Consider the following 14,912-nt stretch of genomic DNA (forward strand, 5'->3'; position numbering starts at 1 on the left):
CTTTGTATGCTGACATACCAAGGGGTTAATGGCAAATGTTACTACTTATCGCCAAATGGAGATGATAATAATAGTGGTACCCACACTGACAGCCCCTGGTGCACCCTCCAGAAACTTCAACTACAGCTCCCATGTATTGAGCCGGGCGACTCTGTTTTATTGGAGAGAGGAAGTACTTTCATTGGCTCCTTACATCTAAAACTAACCGGTACCTCCGAAAAGAAAATCTTCATCGGAACTTATGGAACAGGTACACCTCCCATCGTCAAAGGAACTATTGCTTTAAAGCAATGGAAAACTTCAGGTAACAACCTGTGGAGAACCTCTTGTCGGAAAGGCACCATTCCCTCAGACCTTTTCGTTAATGGTCAAAAGCAGCCATTAGGCCGTCACCCTAATACAGGATACCTTTCTACTGGCATGCCCGGTGCTTTAGAAAATGAGCTTAAAGATACCTCATGGATTGCCATGAAGTCTGGATACTGGTCAGGAGCTGAGGTAGTGGCAAAAAGCAGCAGGTGGACGCTGGACAGGCTTAATGTAAAACGCTTCAAAGAAGGCGTCTTTTATTTTGAAAAAAAGGCAAGTTATCCTTTACTGCAAGAGATCAATTATTTTATCCAAAACCATATGGCCACACTGGATACGGCCGGAGAATGGTTTTACGATCAACAACACCAGGAAATGACCCTTTATCATGACGGGCTTGATCCCAACAATTTAAATATCGAGATAAGTATATTCAATTATGGGTTGTTAATTACCGGATCAGCCCATATAATAGTCGATGGGCTCAGTTTTTTTGGACAACGGTTGGCGGGGTTAAGAATTGAAAATAGCAAATACATCACCTTTAAGAATTCCATTATTTCCAATATCTCCCTCAATGGTCTGGAGGCTGTCTCGTCCAAAAATATCTCTATTAACAACAACAGGCTCAGTGACATTAACAACAATGGTGTAGAATGGCTCAACAACGACCAGACTACCATTACCGGCAACAAAATACACAATGTTGGCCTCTACCCCGGACGCGGCGCAGGAGGTAACGGAACGTACACAGGCTTTTATATCTCAGGAGTGGGTAAGGATCATGTGATTGAATACAACACCTTTGACAGTACAGGCTATTCAGCTATCGACTTCAGATCAGGAAATACATTGATACACTGCAACTTTATCAGTAACTTCTGTCTGACCAAAGATGATGGTGGAGGAATTTATACTTGGGGCAACAATACCGGAAATAATACCATTAGTCAGAACATCATCATTGGGACCAAAGAACCTTCTTTTAGAAAACACCATGAATCATACGCTCATGGCATCTACATTGACGATCGGTCAAAAGGAATTTCCATTAACCATAATACCATTGCTTATTGTGAGGGCTCCGGCATTCTGGCACACAATGCCAGCAGCATTTCAATCCTGGGCAATAAGTTATTAAACAATGGAAATAGTTTCGCAAATAACGAAAAAGCCCAACTGGTAGTTAAACGTGACGATATCGTACCGGCTGATGAGTTCATCAGCAGGAATATTACTGTCGAAGGCAATACTCTGATCGCCAGCCGTGAAGATCAATATGCTGCCCTACTTTATTTTCCTGACCAAGATTATCTGAAACAGGCTGTTACATTTGAAAAAAACAGCTACGCTACTATAGCTTCTCACCCTATATACGTCCACTACAGCTCTTCCTGTAAGTTGTGCAATGGCTATTGGCAGCTCAGCTTTACCGAATGGCAAAAGCATGCCGCCCAAGACCTAAACTCTTCAGCTACCAGGCTCCCGGGAAATCTAATAGATGGGAAACTACTCATAGAAGAAGGTATAATAATGAAAAACTGGTTGAGCTGGCCTGACGAGTCTTTCTTAAATATCAAATATACCGAAAATGGCCAGGGGGTCATTGTCGCCGACCCTGGAGATGCATGTGAAGTTCTGCTATACCGACCAGGTTTAGCCTTTGATGCAAAAAAAACTTATCGATTATCCGTTACCCTGCGGACCGCACAACCCGGAGAAGTGGAATTTGCACCGCTTATGAGTGAAAAGCCCTGGAAGGCTCTAGGGAAATACCATTATATGAAGGGAGACTCCACTTTTAGAAATATTACATTTTACTTTAGCCCCACCATTAGCAGCAAACTGGCCCGTTTAAATTTTAAAGCTACTCAACCTTTGCACCTCAGGGATATTCTAATTCAAGAGATGCAAGCCCCAGTTCAAACCAGAAGAATCCGTTTTTTATATAATACCACGCAGCAAGAATTAACATTTAACCTGAGCGTCCCCTGCTTCTACGCTAATGGCACCCCCACAGGTCCACAAGTTCAATTGTCTCCTTATAACTCTGCAATTCTGTTTGAGACCGGTCGCCCCAGTGAAAAACTAATTTTATATAAATAGACTAATGTCACCTAAAGTTTCAACTTCCCGATCAAAAGAGAGGTTGTATGAGGTCTGCCTCCTATGTATTCAAAGCTTTGTATTAAGAATAGCATTAAGCAAGTAGGATATTCTGGAAAGGGTATTTTTCACACCTCTTTTGAGCCTTCCTCCTACTACCAAAGGATAGATACGAACATAATAGCCGAAGTTAACCGCCACAAAAGAACTCACAGCCAAGTAAAACCTGGTAAAAACAGGTAGTGATGAAAAAACACCAGAATGATGCATGATTTCTTTATAGGCATCCATAGCTATTTTGAAATGAGGATGGTCTCTCGCAAAAGAGGACTCTCCGATAAGCTTGGCGTAGTGGTCAAAGTTGCGAGAGGCGCCGCCAAAAGACTTTTGATAACCTATAAATTCGAGGTTTCTGATTTTACCTATAAAAGCCATATTGGCGACAAAATGCCAGTCACAACCAATTACTCTCCTGATATCGACCTGTTGTGCCTGTTTTGTCCGCATAATGCCGTGATACATAGCTCCATGAATAACTTTGAGATAATAGCCCATTACCCTGTTTATTGCTGAATGCTGATAAAAGTCAAATCCACGCTCAAACTCTACTACCTTTCCATTGACATTATATTCTATAGTACCTGAAGCAAGAACAAAGTCGTTGTTCCGCTCCAGAAAATCTACACATCTGCTCACTGTATGCTTGGTTAAAGTATCATCTACGGCCAGCCACATGAAATAATCCCCTGAAGCATTTTGCAAAAGAAATTCAAAATTACCTAGCATTCCTATATTCTCAGGATGCCGAATATACTTTATAAACGGGAAAAGCTTTACTAGCTCATGACATAGCTCCGGAGTCTCATCCGTTGACCCATTGTCAGCAATAAGTATCTCCAGATGATCATAGTCCTGGTCCAAAGCAGACTGAACAGCCCTCCTTAGCGAAGAACCACCATTATAGGTAGGAATACCAATAGTCACCAAGGGCCGTTTGGTCTGGTGTATTAAAGCCTGTACTATAGTGTCACTCATCGTTTTTAATTATTCCGAGGTAATTAGGTGTTCCGATTTTCTAATCCCCAAAGGGTTCTTATCTTTTATGACCTCCTGATATATACTAAGCAGGATTTTGTAATTTACTTCAGCGGTATACTTCCTTAGAAAAGTAACTCGGGCATTTACCGACAAGGCCTCTTCCAGTACGCTATCGCTCATCAATTGCTTAACTGCTCGTGCCAGGTCAGCCGGGTTCCCAGCTTCGAAATGAAGGCCATTCACACGATCCTGAACAAGTTCCTGCATAGCCCCCAGCCTGGAAACAATAACCGGTGTAGCCGTTGAAAATGCTTCTATAATGGTCATACCAAAGGTTTCGTACCAAATAGAGGGAAATATGAGCGCACGGCAGCACTTCAGATAATGTACTACCTCTGCTTTTGATTTGAAGCCCAGATATCGAATATTAGGGTAAAGCCGAGCCGCCTCTTCTACCTCACCCTTTAAAGGCCCATCTCCAATAATGGCTACATTAAACCCTGCACTCTGTGCCGCCTTCAGCAAAGTATGCACCCCTTTTTCGATAGCCAAACGGCCAGCAAAAAGGAAAAAACCATTTCGTTTCCTATCCCCTTTACCATTATCATTGACAAAATTGGGCTTTAGAACAAACTTATGATGTGATATACCCAAAGTAGAGTGCACAAACTTTTCGCGAGCGAAATTTGTAAGCACTATATAGCGATCTATTTTATGTTTCCAGGTTCCTATAAATCTATGAAACAAGGTCATTAAAGCTATAGCCGTTGTTTGTAGTCTTGAATTTCTATAGATCCCTTTCCAGATGGCATCTAAAGGAAAAATACTTTCAACGCTCTTCTCATAAATAGAATAATTGTAGAAGAGTGTAGCGCCGGGGCAGAGCAAACGATAATTGTGCAAAGTAAGCACCACCGGAATACCATACTTTTTAGCTACCAGAAAAATTGCGGGGGAAGCCAGCGGAACGAAATTATGAACATGTACAATATCAGGATTAAAGTACCTGATTTCCTGTTCCACTTTCATGGCGCTCGTGCGGTTGTAAATGATGCCCGAAGCTGCCGTCCACTTATCTTTCCAGGTCCTGATAGTAGCATTATAAAAAGTAAGGCAATGAACATTATGGCCATGGGCTGATAATAATTCACCTTCGGCTTCAAATACATAATCTTCGCCCCCTGTTTGCTGATAGTAATTATGGATGAGCAGTATATTCATTGATCCCCCTTTTCTCTCCTGCCTTTGATTAATTTCTTTTTTTCCAGTTGAAATGCTGCTTCCATCAGAGTTTCAAAGTCTATTACAGACTTCCTGGCAATATCGAGAAGCGTATGCTCCCCGTCAGACATGTTAAGCACCCATAGCAGAGCCAACTGAAACTTTCGGGCATCATTATTTCCTCCTATAGCCTCATACAGCCCCCGCTTGCCCAATTGTGGCTCACATTTCGGAAGGATATTGATGTATTTTCTATTAGCCTCCAAAACAGTAATAATCTTCAGATAAATTTTTAAAGATCCCTCCAGGGAATCGGCACTGATAAATGTGAGATTATCGGCTGAGGTGTGATATTCCGGATATTCACCATAGGGCGTCCTGGTCAGGCAACCAACGGGCATATTGAAACCGGGAGAACAAAACTGTCGCTCATCATAACCATAAGGCACAAAATCTATGACCTTATTTCGCTTGTCATTACGCTCGAGCACATATTGCACCACCTGATCTATCTCAGCATCTCCTCTTCTGGACTTTTTATAGGTAAAAGGCCCTGTATCCCCCAACAAAGCAGCGATCAAGCCATGCCTGACACCCCCTGTTTTTTGTTCATTGATAGACAACCAGGTGATGGCTCCAATGGTACCTGGGATAAATAAAAAACGGTATGAATACCTGTTTTTTTTCCCCATCAGGTGCTTGGCCAGAAAAGTGGCCATGCTGATTCCGGAAAGGTTGTCATTACAAAGAGAGGGGTGGCAGATATGCGTGGATATCAACACCTCTTCTTTCTGTTCCCCTTCTATTAAAAGCTCTCCATAGGTCAAATAACCGCTCTCCAGTGATGAATCAATATGTACCTCATAGGTTCCCTCATTCAGGCCTTGAAACTGCTTATGCGTCATACAAATGCCCCAGTCTTCCTTATAATAAGTAGTTCTGTAAGGGATCCAGTCCGGGTATTCGGGCAAAGTATAAATATGCCGACGTAACTCCTGAAGGGACATCTTTTTATGTACAGGAATGCTATAATTGACTACGTGCAGATTAGACTTTTTAAAATCAATAATCTTCTGCCCCAGAGGATCAAGTACATAGGCATCGCGGATGTTCCATTCTTTGGGCACCTCCCAGTCAAACACTTTTGTGCCAGAAGGAATTTTGCTCATCACAAGAGGAATATGATGTTTCAATATTTCCAGTGTATCCCTGGTTCCCGCCCCGGTAATGCTACGGCATAAGGGATACAGCTCTTCTGCAAGCGCATACATCTCACCTCCCACGCTTTTAAAAGCACTGGTTAATGTTGTTTTTTTTACCTTTTGTACCTCTTTTAAAGTTTGCATTAGCCTTGCCTTAAGTCTTAAACTGTCTGATAAATTAATTCTTCTGGAAAAGGGGCAAAATCCGAAGCACGAATAAAATCGACCAATGCCTCGCCTTTGCAGGCCGTGTCTATATTTGGTGCCCCTACTCCGGCCACCACATCATCAATGTTTATAGTTCTGAAATCGATACTAAACCGGGTCTTTCCAGAGGTGTTTGGTACAGAAGCATGTAAGTGGGCCGCTGAGAACATGATGATGCCTCCTGGCTCAGGGATTATCCTCAACTCCGAATCCATCTCTACACGCTCCTGAGGGGAAGGCTGCCAGCGCTTGTCAGAAGAAATATTTTCTGCACACGTTTTTCTACTTCCATTTACCCACTCCTGGTAACTAAACTCCCTGGAATCATTAGCTATAGGGCGTGACCAATATTTCGGATGAAGAGCCAAACCATTTTCTTCCGCCATAGTATATATCGGTATCCACCAATTGACCTGGCTCATAGGTGCGGAGTACCATGTATCTCTGTGCGGATGAAACGCGTAGGCAATACCAGAAGTCAGGTAGCCATCACTTGTTGACGTTCGCAGCCTGGGTAAATCGAAGTAAGTTTTATTCAAATCGCATCCCTTATCGCGAAGTATTTGCTGTATAAATTCTTTCGATTTGTTATGGTGAATAAATCGAGGTTTCAGAGCTTTAAGTATATCAACATACTGGTTTACCGGCAGCTCCCACTGGGCATACTCAGGATCAAACCCCGCGAAAGCCTCACGTATCAACGCATCAGCAAAATAGCAAAAGGAATATGTAGCTCCGAAAGGAGAATAGGTAAACAGCTGCCCTTGGTAAAGCCCCTGCCTTCGTTCATTATCTGTTAAATCGGAATCAAAATAAAGTACATTCATCATTTTATCATTTAGCGGAAGAAAAAAGAATGGAGGGATATTCGAATGGTGGAAAGCTTCTGTCTTTCTCTGCGATACTCTCCACCGGTATCGGTAATTGAATATCAAAAGCAGGGTCATCCCACCGGAACCCTCTTGCAGACTCGGCATTATAAAACTGCGTCATCTGATAAAATACCTGTGTATCATTGGTAAGTGTAATAAACCCATGAGCAAAAGTTTTTGGAATATACAGGATGTTTCTGTTCTCAGCAGAAAGCTCAACAGCTACCCATTGTTTAAATGTAGGAGAACCTAATCGCAGGTCAACCACATAATCAAGAATACTGCCCTGGGTACAACACACTATCTTATCCTCTTCAAAAGGCGGAGCCTGAAAGTGCATACCCCTGAAAGTTCCCTTTTTCTTATTATAAGAAATGTTACATTGCACTACAAAAGGGGAAAGTCCATGTTCTGCGAACTCCTTCAGACAAAATGACCTGGCAAAAAAGCCTCTTTCATCTTCAAGCCTTTCTGGTTTGATGACATATGCTCCTCTCAGTTTTGTCTCTTCGAAAATCATGCTTATAATATTCCTTTTCTCATGTAAAAGGCCTCTGCATATTTAGAGGCCGACTCCACACCACGCAATCGCATCAGCGCATAAAAGGTTTCCTCATCAAACCAATGCTTAGTACGTTGGGAAAGATAATTATCTAAAATAGCCCGTACTTTTTTATTCGCTATGTCGCTACTCAGCGGAACGTAGAGTCCGGGGTTTCCCAGATCACCGTCATACTTCAGTATTTCGTACTCCAGAATAAACTGTTTTCTGAAGGTATTCCACGTCAGCTCATTTAATAAGCGGTGGTCCTGATGGAGGTCGTTACGATAGTGCGTGAAAATGAGATCAGGTTGGAATGCCTCACTGATCTCCTCAAAATACTCCTTAACCATTGCGGACTGTTGAGGCAGAACTGTATCTTTAAATTTCTCGATAATAATCTCCTTATCAGCCACATCCATTAAAAAATATTCAGCACTTTTCATGGCCTCTTCCGCCCTTTCGCTGGTTGAAGTAAACACTATCCATTTGATATGATCGATAGCGTATTCATGGATTATTTTTAAGAGTGTACCTCCACAACCTATCTCAATATCATCGCAATGAGCCCCCAGACAAAGAATTTTTAGTCCATTACGTTGGTCTAACCTCAATGGTAGCATCATGCAGTATATTGAAATTCAGAGCTTCGCCATACTTCCCAAGGAGTATCTCCTCTCGCATACATATCATCCAGCATCTGCTTTTCTTTAAATGTATCCATCGTAAGAAAAATGCCATCATATGGATAAGCCAGCAATTGATCTTTGGCAATGAGCCGTTGGAACGGCTGCTCCACCAATTCTTCACCAACATTGATATGATCGAAGATCTCATTTCTGAAAATAAAATAGCCTGCATTGATACGTACTCCCGAATTAGCCAGGCTGGTGATCTCACTCACATGATTGTTATTCCCCAGAGTAACGATATGAAAACTTCGGGTAGGCTGAGAGGCTAAGAAAATACCGGTTTTACCTGACTCCTTAAATTGGTCTACCATGTCAACCAAAGGCAGGTCAGTAAGCCCATCAGAATAATTGGCCATAAACATTTCTTCCCCTTCAAGGTGTTTTTCCACTGCCTTTAGACGCTGTCCGATGTTAGAACTCATACCTGTATCCACAAAGGTGATGGTCCAATCGTCTATATCTTTATTGAGCAATGTCATATTGCTACCACCTTTTGAATAGACAAAGTCATTGGAAACATATTCGCTGTACTTCACAAAGTAATCCTTGATAGCATCAGCCTGATAGCCTAAGCAGAGGATAAAATCTTTATGACCGAAATGTGCATAATACTTCATTATATGCCATAATATGGGCCTGTAGCCGATTGGGACCATTGGCTTGGGTATCTTTTCAGAATATTCGCGCAACCTCATCCCCTGGCCTCCACAGAATAGAACAACTTTCATAGCGTTTCATTTAAGTTTTATAAATTTTTTAACACTTACTGCAATTTATTTTCAACCGAGGTGATAGTTTATAAATTAAAAATAGTGTTAATAATAAGGGGGCTCAATGATCAAAATATCAGGTAGGTAATGATTGATATCATCTTGAAAATGGCGTGACTTATCAGTTGGCTCCCAACCACGCCTATCCCGGAATTATTTGTGCAGCCAAAGGCTTATACACTGCCTACAATCAGAAGAAATGCTGAATATTTTCATCGTAAGGACACCAATTTATTAATCGCAGACCAAAAATTCAGAACGGCGTGATTGTTTAGTTTTCTGGTGTGGTAAGGGGCTTATTTCATTCAAGTATAGAAATGGAATGAAGGGTCTGCATCCACAGATTTAGCACTGTAGACCCGAAGTTCAGGGATAGGTACTACGAATTTCCCATCCCACTCACCAATATATGAAATATTTTCCACGATCTCTTCTTTTAGGTTCCATGGCAGGATGAAAACGTAATCCGGTTTCATTCTTTTGATCATATCCGGATGATAAATGGGGATCAATGTTCCTGGCAGGTAATTTCCCTGCTTATGAGGATTGCGATCTACCGTAAAGTCAATAAAATCGGTACGGATGCCACAATAATTCAATAAAGTGTTGCCCTTTCCAGGAGCCCCATATCCTACTACGGTTTTTCCTTTGCGTTTAACGGAAATCAGAAAATCAAGGATATTTCTCTTGGTTTCTTTTACCCTTTCTGCAAACTGCCTGTAATATGCTATTGTTTCCATACCTGCTTTATGCTCCCTCATTCTAAGCTCTCTGACGGATGATGATACTGTTTTAGAAGTATCCCTTTTTTGGCAGGCATAAATTCTTAATGAACCTCCGTGAGTGGGCAGTTCTTCTACATCAAATATCGTGAGTCCATGATAAGAAAAAATACGCTCTACACTTGAAAAAGAAAGATACGAGAAGTGCTCATGATAAATGGTGTCAAACTGATTACCTTCGATCAGCCTCAAAAGGTGAGGAAACTCCATGGTAATAACACCCTCAGGCTTGAGCAATATTTTCATTGCAGAAACAAAATCATTGATATCCGGCACATGAGCAAGCACATTGTTTCCTATCAGCAGATCAGCTTCCCCATGTTTCATAATAATTTCAAAGACAGTTTTATTTCCGAAAAACTTCACCTCTGTTTTTATTCCTTTATTAATGGCATGCTCTGCAACATTGGCTGCCGGCTCCACCCCCAGCACTGGAATATCTTTCTCTTTAAAATACTGCAGCAAGTAGCCATCATTGCTCGCCAGTTCTACTACCAGTTTTTTTGAGTTAAGATCAAATCGTTTGGTTACCTTTTCCGTGTAGTCTTTGGCATGCTTCAGCCAGGAGTCAGAGTAAGAGGAGAAATAGGCGTAATCCTCATATATTTTTGATGGAGGCACAAACTCTTCCAGTTGTACCAAAAAACAGTTGTCGCATACATAGGCATGTAACGGATAAAATGGTTCCATATCCTTAAGCTCCCAGGGCTTCACATGGTCCTGGCACAATGGAGACATGCCCAAATCTACAAATGTATATGTTAAAGGAGTGCCGCAAAACCTACATGCACTTTCACTTTCCTGGTGATGATCATAATTCATAACTTATTTCAGGTTTTAGTCAGATTGATTTAATTTCTTCTTGTTTCACGGCCCTTGCAGCATTATGTACCGCTGTCTCATAGGCCTTTATTTGCTGCTCTGTAAGATCCAGCAGTTCCGATGACCCGTTCCTCCAATACACATACCATTCCACGGTATGCTGCACAGTAGTATCAAAATCCCACTTGGCCATCCACTTAAGCTGGTGAAAGGCTTTGTCCGTTGAAAGGTTCAACAAAGAGGCCTCATGATGTGCCGCTTGAGGAGAGGTCCACTCCCAAGAGCCTTCTCCCCAATACTGAATAACCTTTTCCACCAGATGTTTAACACTTTTGTTTGAACTTACCTGCGGACCAAAATTGAACGCTTCACAATAATCGACTACGGTTTTGCTCTGAAAGTTTAGCAGCTTTGAGCCTAAATGCAGGTATCCATGTAGTGGTTCCAATACGTGCTGCCATGGCCTGGTTGCATGAGGATTCCTTACACCAATAACGCGGCCTTTTAGCAGGTCCCTGATACAATCAGGGACGATACGGTCTTTTGCCCAGTCACCTCCTCCAATAACATTACCAGCCCTGGCAGAAGCTAACCTCACGCCATGGTTCAAAATAGTATTGTTGGGAAAGAAGGAATTCCTCCAGGAGCTAATAAGTATTTCTGCCGCTCCTTTACTAGATGAATAAGGGTCGTAGCCTCCCATTGGATCTGTCTCTCGGTATCCGTGCAACCACTCTTTATTCTCGTAACATTTATCTGAGGTAACCATGACAATGGCAACGGGGTACTTTAGCTGACGTACAGCTTCCATCACATTTGCGGACCCCATAGTATTGATTTCAATTGTATCTAAGGGAGTTAAATAAGACTCTCCCACCAGCGATTGTGCTGCCAGATGAAATATAATATCCGGCTTTATGGTTTTGATAATTTTCTTTAGCCGGTTAAAATCCCTAATATCCGCCTCTTCCTGGTTAATAAGCTTACTCAAGTCCAAAACTTTGTACAGCGATGGTTCTGTGGGAGGCTGAAGAGAGTAGCCATATACTTCTGCACCCAGCATAGACAGCCATAAGGTCAGCCAACTCCCTTTAAACCCTGTGTTTCCGGTCACCAAAACCTTCTTGTTTTTATAAATATTATCAAAAGCAGATTGCATTACACCTATTGTTTAGTGTCGTAAAATAGGTTTAAGCGGATTGTTTCACGATGATGACAGTCATTAATTTGCTATACATTAGTCATTATTCGATTTTGCCCGCCTTTGAAATACGGTGTTTTATCGCTATATTCGATGTCTTGTCGAAAGCACCTTTTTTAAAAGGCCTAAGAAGTCTAAAATTGTGGGTACCGTGTGAGGATTGATTTTCTTAAAACGTTTAATCACTTAACATTTTTTTGCGGTAATAGCAGATAGAGTCTCTGCAATAAAACTCTGACCATCGTGTCGGTTTCATTTCAGGCCGCAGTGCCAGTCATTCAAAAGCCTTTGTGCTCATGTTAGGTCGTAGTACCACATTTCTTCAGGTCATCGCGCCTGTATCCAATATTTTTATTTTTTTCTGCGATTGATCTACGGAAATTTTCCGTGTATCAATTCGCAGTCCACCTAAAACCCTTGTATTGAGAAGAGTATGAAAAGAGTGTGTGTTGTTCTAGTGTTTTTGGTATGGCTTATACAAAGTGCAGCTGGTGCGACTTATTATGTTGATATAAATGGGGATGATTCCAACGGAGATGGAAGTGCATCAAAACCCTGGAGAAGTCTCCGACATGCTGTTTCCAACGTTCCTGCAAATCAGGGACATGTTATTAAATTATCAGCGGGAACATTTATTGAAGATGGGCTAATAGAAGTCCCTCTTCAGGTAAGTATAGAAGGTGCGGGAAAGGATGTTACCATCCTGAAAGCCAACCCTTCATTTTATCATTATCCTGCATCACCAGGCTATGCAACAGATAAATACCTGATCAGCCTGAACGAATACAACCCTTCCAACGGTAACCAACACTTGAAGAACTTCACCATAGATGGTGATGGCAAGAAGCTTCATGGCGGTATTTACGTAAAGAATCGCAGTTTTGTACTGATAGATGGTGTTAAAGTAACCGGCACCAACTTCAATGCTATCTGGCTTTGGGATGTGAAGGATTCCAGAATTACCAATACTGACCTGATCAATTGCGCATGGGGAAGTACTGATTATGTAGTTGGTGCTCTAAACCTAGGAAATCTGGATAGGGTTGAGATAGACAACTGCTATATCGATGAGGATACCGGTTATGGCATAAAAGCCATCGGTCCTTCCGGCTACAACAACATGTTTGACACAAAAATCCATGACTGTACTGTTACGGTCAACCCTACTGGTATATGGGATAATGGGTCGGCACCTAACATTTCCATCGAATTGTGGATGGTTGATCCTGTCGGTTGTGAAATTTACAACTGCTATATCGATAACACGATTTCCCTTGTTAATGCCAATGCTAATCCGTCTACGGGCAACCAGACTATCCGTGTACATAACAATGTTATTGATATCGGAAGCAGAGCAGATGGTTCAGGGTATGCTATTGAGTTAACCATGCATGATGTTGAAGTAGATCATAACTATTTCATTAAGGGAAGTTATGCTATAGCCAACTGGGGCAACCCTATGCAAAACTGGGAAATACATCATAACGTGTTTTATGCCATCCAGGGTCCATGGCCTGGTGAGATCGTTCGTGCAGAATGGGGAGGTTTGCACAATGTAAACTTTTATAATAATACCATGGAGTTTACTGACAACAAAACGGTTAATGTCATAGGGGTATACGGAGGGACAAGTGAGAACGTCAACGTGAAAAATAATCTGATGATCAACAGAAATACTTCCTATAGCTATTATCCTAATGAATTTATTCATATGGAAAACAATGCTTCTCTGAGCGGGCTTACAGCAACAAACAATCTGTTTTTCAATCTCCCCATCGGCAATGTACCTGGTACCTATGCCAACAATCTTACCGAAGACCCCATGATAACTACTACCGGAGATCGTCCTGATCCTTACTATTTACCTAAAACAGGGAGCCCCTTGATAGATGCAGGGGTGAATCTAGGTTTTACTTTCGATGGTTCAGCTCCTGATATAGGTGCGTTTGAATATGGAGGTACAACTCCTCCTACTAACAACCCGCCATCAGTAACTATTACCAGTCCGGCCAATAACGGCACTTTCAATGCCGGGGAATCGGTAACAATTACCGCTAATGCTTCGGATAGTGACGGAACAGTGAGCAAGGTAGAGTTCTTCTATGGAAGCACTAAGCTTGGAGAAGACCTCTCCAGCCCTTACAGCTTTGCTTGGAATAACCTGCCTGCAGGAACACATTCCATCACGGCTATAGCTACTGATGATGATGGCGCAACAAAAACTTCCGCCGCTATTTCTATTACTGTTGACGGTCCTAATACCGCTCCAACTGTAAGCATTACCAGCCCTGCGAATAATGCTTCCTTCGGTGCAGGAGAAAATGTAGTTATCACAGCAAATGCTTCAGATAGTGATGGATCCGTTGTGAAAGTGGAATTCTTCTACGGAAGCACCAAACTTGGGGAAGATAGCACTGAACCGTATCGGTATGAATGGAATAATGTACTTTCTGGTACCCATACTATTACAGCTCAAGCTATAGATAATGAAGGCGGGATAGCCATGGTCCAGATAACGATTATAGTGAGCGCCGGAAACCTAAGTCCTATTGCAGATGCAGGCCTTAACCTAAAAGTCTCACTTCCCACCGATACGGTAACACTTTATGGTGCAGGAGAAGATCCCGACGGAGAGATCATTGACTATCGATGGGCTCAACTGGCAGGACCAAAATCAATGGTTACCAAAATCTCCGAGAAGAATGTGAAAATAAGTGACCTCAGAGCCGGGGTATACTTATTCGAACTGACAGTAACTGACAACGATGGCCTGAAAGGGAAAGACAAAATGACTATTGTTGTGTCTCCACGCTCCAGAACCAATGCCTATAGCTATCCCAGGTATTTTTCACCTAATGATGATGGTATCAATGACTTCTGGGTATGGGAAGATGAAGAAGTTCTTGTCGATTCCAAGCTAACGGTCTATAACCGTTTTGGAAAGCAGGTTTTTGAAAGTCAACCCTACCAGAATAACTGGGATGGCAAATACAATGGAAAACCACTCGAGGAGGGTCCATACTATTTTGTACTAAGCAATAGTGAAAAAACGATCAACGGAGCCCTCAGAATTATCAGATGATCAATTCGCATTTCTAAAATCATTTTCAAAGGATGCACGCAGGGTGTGTAAATACAGCCTGCGTGCC

At 42.0% G+C, this 14,912-nt stretch carries 11 protein-coding genes; 2 read left to right on the forward strand and 9 right to left on the reverse strand.

What is annotated here, in order from left to right; all coding sequences use genetic code 11:
• The first annotated feature begins 6 nt into the window (after positions 1-6).
• Entirely contained in the window at positions 7-2,415 is a 2,409-nt protein-coding gene (locus tag JMN32_RS17405; protein ID WP_202857636.1) for a right-handed parallel beta-helix repeat-containing protein, read from the forward strand.
• A 69-nt stretch (positions 2,416-2,484) separates the two neighbouring features.
• Here JMN32_RS17405 and JMN32_RS17410 read toward each other — a convergent pair whose 3' ends face one another.
• The 9 genes from JMN32_RS17410 to rfbG all read right to left on the reverse strand — a co-directional run bounded on the left by JMN32_RS17410 (position 2,485) and on the right by rfbG (position 11,721).
• A complete protein-coding gene (locus JMN32_RS17410) occupies positions 2,485-3,450 on the reverse strand; it encodes a glycosyltransferase family 2 protein (protein ID WP_202857637.1) in 966 nt (321 codons plus the stop codon).
• A 9-nt stretch (positions 3,451-3,459) separates the two neighbouring features.
• Positions 3,460-4,674 (reverse strand): glycosyltransferase family 4 protein, encoded by a 1,215-nt coding sequence (locus tag JMN32_RS17415; RefSeq protein ID WP_202857638.1) that lies wholly within the window; start codon positions 4,672-4,674, stop codon positions 3,460-3,462.
• Positions 4,671-6,020: a DUF4910 domain-containing protein gene (locus tag JMN32_RS17420; protein WP_202857639.1), complete on the reverse strand. Its 1,350-nt coding sequence runs from the start codon at positions 6,018-6,020 to the stop codon at positions 4,671-4,673. The genes JMN32_RS17415 and JMN32_RS17420 overlap by 4 nt, the downstream gene beginning before the upstream one ends.
• A gap of 17 nt (positions 6,021-6,037) precedes the next feature.
• The gene (locus JMN32_RS17425) at positions 6,038-6,913 is read right to left on the reverse strand and encodes a phytanoyl-CoA dioxygenase family protein (protein ID WP_238354524.1); all 876 of its coding nucleotides are present in this window, start codon (positions 6,911-6,913) and stop codon (positions 6,038-6,040) included.
• A gap of 4 nt (positions 6,914-6,917) precedes the next feature.
• Positions 6,918-7,475: a dTDP-4-dehydrorhamnose 3,5-epimerase gene (rfbC, locus tag JMN32_RS17430; protein WP_202857640.1), complete on the reverse strand. Its 558-nt coding sequence runs from the start codon at positions 7,473-7,475 to the stop codon at positions 6,918-6,920.
• A 2-nt stretch (positions 7,476-7,477) separates the two neighbouring features.
• Positions 7,478-8,122: a PIG-L deacetylase family protein gene (locus JMN32_RS17435; RefSeq protein ID WP_238354525.1), complete on the reverse strand. Its 645-nt coding sequence runs from the start codon at positions 8,120-8,122 to the stop codon at positions 7,478-7,480.
• Positions 8,119-8,916, reverse strand: a complete 798-nt coding sequence (locus tag JMN32_RS17440; protein ID WP_202857641.1) for a sugar phosphate nucleotidyltransferase — start codon at positions 8,914-8,916, stop codon at positions 8,119-8,121. Before JMN32_RS17440 ends, JMN32_RS17435 begins: the two co-directional genes overlap by 4 nt.
• A gap of 347 nt (positions 8,917-9,263) precedes the next feature.
• The gene (locus JMN32_RS17445) at positions 9,264-10,562 is read right to left on the reverse strand and encodes a class I SAM-dependent methyltransferase (RefSeq protein WP_202857642.1); all 1,299 of its coding nucleotides are present in this window, start codon (positions 10,560-10,562) and stop codon (positions 9,264-9,266) included.
• A gap of 19 nt (positions 10,563-10,581) precedes the next feature.
• Positions 10,582-11,721, reverse strand: coding sequence for a CDP-glucose 4,6-dehydratase (gene rfbG / locus JMN32_RS17450; protein ID WP_202857643.1), 1,140 nt, complete (start codon positions 11,719-11,721; stop codon positions 10,582-10,584).
• Positions 11,722-12,196: 475 nt separating this feature from the next.
• Here rfbG and JMN32_RS17455 point away from each other — a divergent pair, with 475 nt between their 5' ends.
• Entirely contained in the window at positions 12,197-14,845 is a 2,649-nt protein-coding gene (locus tag JMN32_RS17455) for an Ig-like domain-containing protein (RefSeq protein ID WP_202857644.1), read from the forward strand.
• The last annotated feature ends 67 nt before the right edge of the window (positions 14,846-14,912 follow it).

The sequence above is a fragment of the Fulvivirga marina genome, assembly GCF_016775155.1.
Taxonomy (GTDB): Bacteria; Bacteroidota; Bacteroidia; order Cytophagales; family Cyclobacteriaceae; genus Fulvivirga; species Fulvivirga marina.

Bases quoted from the DNA above. Each gene is read 5' to 3' on its own strand.
- JMN32_RS17415 (WP_202857638.1), bottom strand. From the start codon at position 4,674: ATGAATATACTGCTCATCCATAATTACTATCAGCAAACAGGGGGCGAA.
- JMN32_RS17410 (WP_202857637.1), bottom strand. From the start codon at position 3,450: ATGAGTGACACTATAGTACAGGCTTTAATACACCAGACCAAACGGCCC.
- JMN32_RS17435 (WP_238354525.1), bottom strand. From the start codon at position 8,122: ATGATGCTACCATTGAGGTTAGACCAACGTAATGGACTAAAAATTCTT.
- JMN32_RS17420 (WP_202857639.1), bottom strand. From the start codon at position 6,020: ATGCAAACTTTAAAAGAGGTACAAAAGGTAAAAAAAACAACATTAACC.
- JMN32_RS17445 (WP_202857642.1), bottom strand. From the start codon at position 10,562: ATGAATTATGATCATCACCAGGAAAGTGAAAGTGCATGTAGGTTTTGC.
- JMN32_RS17425 (WP_238354524.1), bottom strand. From the start codon at position 6,913: ATGATGAATGTACTTTATTTTGATTCCGATTTAACAGATAATGAACGA.
- JMN32_RS17455 (WP_202857644.1), top strand. From the start codon at position 12,197: ATGAAAAGAGTGTGTGTTGTTCTAGTGTTTTTGGTATGGCTTATACAA.
- JMN32_RS17405 (WP_202857636.1), top strand. From the start codon at position 7: ATGCTGACATACCAAGGGGTTAATGGCAAATGTTACTACTTATCGCCA.
- JMN32_RS17440 (WP_202857641.1), bottom strand. From the start codon at position 8,916: ATGAAAGTTGTTCTATTCTGTGGAGGCCAGGGGATGAGGTTGCGCGAA.
- rfbG (WP_202857643.1), bottom strand. From the start codon at position 11,721: ATGCAATCTGCTTTTGATAATATTTATAAAAACAAGAAGGTTTTGGTG.
- rfbC (WP_202857640.1), bottom strand. From the start codon at position 7,475: ATGATTTTCGAAGAGACAAAACTGAGAGGAGCATATGTCATCAAACCA.